The sequence below is a fragment of the Synechocystis sp. LEGE 06083 genome, from assembly GCF_015207725.1.
Taxonomy (GTDB): domain Bacteria; phylum Cyanobacteriota; class Cyanobacteriia; order Cyanobacteriales; family Microcystaceae; genus Synechocystis; species Synechocystis salina.
Window position 1 is genome coordinate 1 of sequence record NZ_JADEWJ010000297.1, and the last position, 4,398, is coordinate 4,398.

General features: G+C 45.7%; 4 protein-coding genes. 1 reads left to right on the plus strand and 3 read right to left on the minus strand.

The window, feature by feature from the left end; genetic code table 11:
- Positions 1-117: 117 nt before the first annotated feature.
- From IQ219_RS17130 to IQ219_RS17140, 3 genes are all read right to left on the minus strand, one after another.
- Positions 118-420, minus strand: a complete 303-nt coding sequence (locus IQ219_RS17130; protein WP_194073409.1) for a putative toxin-antitoxin system toxin component, PIN family — start codon at positions 418-420, stop codon at positions 118-120.
- Between the two features lie 85 nt (positions 421-505).
- Positions 506-1,315, minus strand: a complete 810-nt coding sequence (locus IQ219_RS17135) for an Rpn family recombination-promoting nuclease/putative transposase (protein ID WP_194073410.1) — start codon at positions 1,313-1,315, stop codon at positions 506-508.
- A 494-nt stretch (positions 1,316-1,809) separates the two neighbouring features.
- Positions 1,810-2,208, minus strand: coding sequence for a helix-turn-helix transcriptional regulator (locus tag IQ219_RS17140; RefSeq protein WP_194020812.1), 399 nt, complete (start codon positions 2,206-2,208; stop codon positions 1,810-1,812).
- Positions 2,209-2,900: 692 nt separating this feature from the next.
- On the opposite strand from IQ219_RS17140, the gene IQ219_RS17145 reads away from it, so the two are divergent.
- Entirely contained in the window at positions 2,901-4,379 is a 1,479-nt protein-coding gene (locus IQ219_RS17145) for a hypothetical protein (protein WP_194073411.1), read from the plus strand.
- Positions 4,380-4,398 lie beyond the last annotated feature (19 nt).

Genomic DNA, 4,398 nt, shown 5'->3' on the forward strand with positions numbered 1-4,398 from the left:
TGGTAGCGAATTTGATACACGCAATGACTAGCCCGTTTTACTTCCATGACGGGATTTTAATACTTTGGGGTTGCTTATCCCAATCGCAGCAAGCTGCGGGGTATGCGCAACCCTTTTTTAGATCAAATGATTATCTCCCTCATCCCTTAAATTGGGTCGCCACAGATAGTAAATATTAATCCACTCACAAACCGACATCAAAGCCTCTAGTAAACTAACAACCTCAGTCTGGCTCAAAACACATTGGTCAATAATCTCCTTACGTCCCATTACAGCTTCATACTCGGCAAATAAAGCATTTCCTATCAGTGGTTGATACTGCCCCAACAAACAATACCTAATCAGTTTCCGACTCGGCCCATCAGCACCAATCAGAGCACTCACAAAAACACTGGTGTCAATGACAATTCGATTATTCACAGAATGAATGATAGCACATACACTGTCATTGTTGAATTTTCTTCTCCAGCCATTGGGAGGCGATCGCCAAAAACTCTATCAACCCTTAATTGTTCTGGTTAGCAACAAACCGATTAACGAGTTCAACATCAATATCTAATTCCTTGGCAATTTCCGCGATTGTAAGACCTAATTTCTTCAACAGGGGTATAGTTTCTAGTTTAGCCTCCAGCCTACCTTCTAGTTTGCCCTCCAACCGACCCTCCAGTTTCCCGGCAATTTTACCTTCCTCTAAAATTTCTTGATAGATAGCGGATTCCTTCATAATTTCACTCCTTAAAATTGTCTTGATCAGCTCAGGGGCCAGCAGAATTCCTCCAAAAACAGAGGTTGCTGCCATGAGATTTGCCTTAACTCGATTATCCTCAATCTGATCCAGCACAGTCGTCGCCACTTCCCTCAATTTTAGTGCGGGGTCAGAGGTCTGCGTCAATACCGCTAGGGGCAGTAGCCCTGGACTTTGGAGAAATACTTCCGATGATTGCTCCCAGAGCCGAATCGCTTGATAACGGTGCAAAGTCTCCCCCAACTGAAAACTGTCCTGATAAACCAAGTCATTATTACTGGGTTTCAAGTAGATGACAAATTGGTGCATCGTCTTTTGGGGAAAACGGCGATATACCCTCACCCGATAGTCCAACATCCGAAAACCCATGGTGGAGTCAGGCTCCGTTTGGAATTCCAGATGCAACACCAAATCTTCCGATTGCTCCAAAATTAGGGAGTCAGCCCGAATTGGCTCCAGGGATAGTTCCGTCGGACTAAGCTTGGTCAGTTTGATTGGTCGCCCCAACAGCCAGGCGGCATAGTCTTCAGAAAATGATTCAGCCAGAAATTTGCAGAGATTGTCAAACATACTCAAATTTTACCGGCGATCGCCAAAAGTCTTTGTTGGTCAATGATGGAAAGCAAGGTCTGCCCGGCTAAACCGCGGCTTTCTGTGGAGTTTATATTTAATGGCACCGTGGATTACCACCTTGCATTGAGGATGTAGGCGGTCTACAAATTTTACTAGGGGTTTAATGGCGATCGCCGCTCCAATGCAGAAACCATGGCCCTGAGAAGATGTTGTGCCAAATTTGGACTGAGCCTTGACCTGTGGAGGAAAAATAAGCCCCAGTCTTTAAAGATGGGACAACGGCGAGAACCGGAGAAACAGACAGTTTTAGCCCCAGGCAATATCTCGCGGGAGGAATGGCTCAAGAGAAAAGCGGGAAAAGCCTAAAAATCCATAGCTAGCCCAGAGTTTCTGGGATTTTTTAATTGGGAAGTATTTTTTTCCACAGATAATAATTTGGTTCGACCGCTAGATCATTTATGTTCCAGACGAAGCAGAAAAAAGTTCTGAACCTAAACGGCAACCTGCTCCTGTGCATTTGACCCAACCTTGGTAGACTGGGATATTTTTTGCCTTAATGGACTCGTCGACTGCTGACTTTGGTTATCAATGAGCCTTTGACCGGCAAGAGTTAACAAAATACCTAATTCGGCACTATCAAGAGAACTCACAAACTTCCCTAGGGATTGATGCCCGGCCACTGCTCGCCAATACTCATCCGTAAAACCGGGGCAGATCTGCTCTGCAGCACTCAGAACTTGCATAAAAGTTGTCAGGGTGGGATTTTTGCGACCCTTCAAGATGTCGCTGACATTCCCAGGGCTTCTGCCCAAAACCGCAGCAATATCATTTTGACGAATGGAATACCGTGCTAGTTTTTCTTTGAAAATCCCTAACAAATCTTTTTCCATTTCTTGCAATTTACTATTATAATCAGCAAATTACTTGTATAAAAGTAATTGTCTGCTTTACAGACCCAGTCTAGCACAAACGCAAAAAAATAACCCCGATCACAGGTCGGGGAAACGGATACAAGGCTTTATCACATAGACCTCATAACCACTCTGAGCCCCATTATGACACCTTTCCATAAACTGACAAGAAACACCACAGAAAAGCTTTTCGGGAACCAAGCAGCCCTCTCCAGTCTGGAATGCCGACCATTGATAACTTCCCTAGACGTTTTAGCGATCGCCATGTCACAGGAGTAGGTAATTTAGGCCAACGCCAACAAAACCATAAGTGACCCATAGACGAATCTCTGGGTGACATTGACCGAATTTATGAGTTTTTGTATATCAAGGCACGTTTTTGCCATGGCCGTTCAGTTAAACAGTATCTAATTTGCTTGGTAGATATTTACCTTAAGCCTTTATACCTGCAACTAAACATTTTCAGGACTTAATTATATGAATCAGATCAGGGCTTTATCTCCGTAAATCCACACAAATCAGCCTCAAATTCGCTAAAAACGGCGCAATGCTGAAAACCAAATTGCAGTTTAGGAACTTATTCCAACAGCTTTAACCCTTTATCCACCCTACCCAAATAAAAAAAAGGCGAAGGGTCTTCTACCACCCAGCGCCAAAAAATTTCAAATACTATGACTCAATTCTACAAGCTAACAACCGAAAAGATCCACGAGGTAATCGCCGCCGACTTACCAAAATCAGCAAACAAGCTCTGGCTCTGGATTTGTGGACTCGACCCCTTTGGCGATCGCCAGGTGCAGATCACTTGGGAAAGGGCTAAAGAAGTCCTGGGCATCGGCAAGACTACTTTCTACCGTGCCCTAAACCAATTAGTTGATGCAGGGTTACTAGTTAGCCACAGGATAGTCGGCTTTTGCGTCAGTTCCAAAAATGGGACTCAAGACCCAAACCTGGAAATCGAGTCCCAAAATTGCAATTCCCAGTTCCAAAAATGGGACTCCTCCTTATATACAGACTTACAGACTTTTTCATACTCTCCAGACCAGAAGAGCGAGGAAAAAGAGAAAATTCCAGATCGGTCAATAAATACAAATGGACGAAGTGATGGAATTAAGCTAAAAACCCAGGAAAAACTACCTACAGCAGAAATAAAACAAAACTCATCTGTCATAGCGACAAGTCAAGAAGAAGAAAAATATTCCGCCGCCCGTCGTACCAAAAAACGCACTAGTAAGAACCAAGGCTTTGATTGGCTACCGGAGGGGCCCTGGAACATTGAGGGCAAGCTAGACCCCAATTTCCGCGATTGGTTGGCGAAGAACTGGCTGAAACGATATGGCGGAGACTTCCACGATAAGCAGGCGGATGTGTTGGCCCATTTCAAGAAAGACCCCGCTAATCTGCCCATTCGCTGGGAGCAATATCAGAAAGAATTTGTCCATCGGGTAGAGAATACCCAAATGCGCCTTGCCAATGGGTGCCAAATCCCCGAAGACCAGCAACGGAACTTAATCACCCATCAACGGGCTGTGACGGCGGTTCTGCCCCCAGAAATGAATCCAGTGGCTGTGGTGGAACCCACAATTGCACCGGTGCTTATGCCTGGTGTGGAGGAAATTACTAGGGGTTTGGAAAGTGTCGAACCTGTGGCGGACTTATCCCCTAGTAAAAATCTTGAGGAAGCTGAGCTGGCCCCCACGGAAATCCCTTCCCTGATTGTTGCTCCTGAGTGTGAACCTTCTCCCTGGGAAAGTGACTGCCCTACTGAGGAACCCCAAGAAGTTACTGGGGATGTGTTTGTGTCAGCGGTGAGTGTTGAAACCCCTCCCGAAAATTCTTCCCCGACCCCTGATTCTGAATACACCATCCTTCCCGACGGCACTCGACTAAAAGTTTTCCAACGCCAGCCAAAATCCGAGCCGGTGGCCCCAGAGCAAGCCAAGGTATTCAAGGAAATGATGCAGGGTTTGCTCAAGGGTTTTGGTGGTAAGCGGGAAGTTTGCCCCAAACCCCAGTCCGAACTGGAACGACTCAATCAATGGCTTTTTGACCCTGCTCTACGGGAGGAAGCAATTCACTATGCCCGGCGATCGCCAAGTTACAAATATTGCCCCGACACTGACCAAATTATCCACTGCGAGGAGTTCTAGCCATGGAACCCTTAAACAC

What these genes read in the sequence shown, in the direction of transcription:
- IQ219_RS17135 (WP_194073410.1), bottom strand. Translation starts at nt 1,315, where the DNA reads ATGTTTGACAATCTCTGCAAATTTCTGGCTGAATCATTTTCTGAAGAC.
- IQ219_RS17140 (WP_194020812.1), bottom strand. Translation starts at nt 2,208, where the DNA reads ATGGAAAAAGATTTGTTAGGGATTTTCAAAGAAAAACTAGCACGGTAT.
- IQ219_RS17145 (WP_194073411.1), top strand. Translation starts at nt 2,901, where the DNA reads ATGACTCAATTCTACAAGCTAACAACCGAAAAGATCCACGAGGTAATC.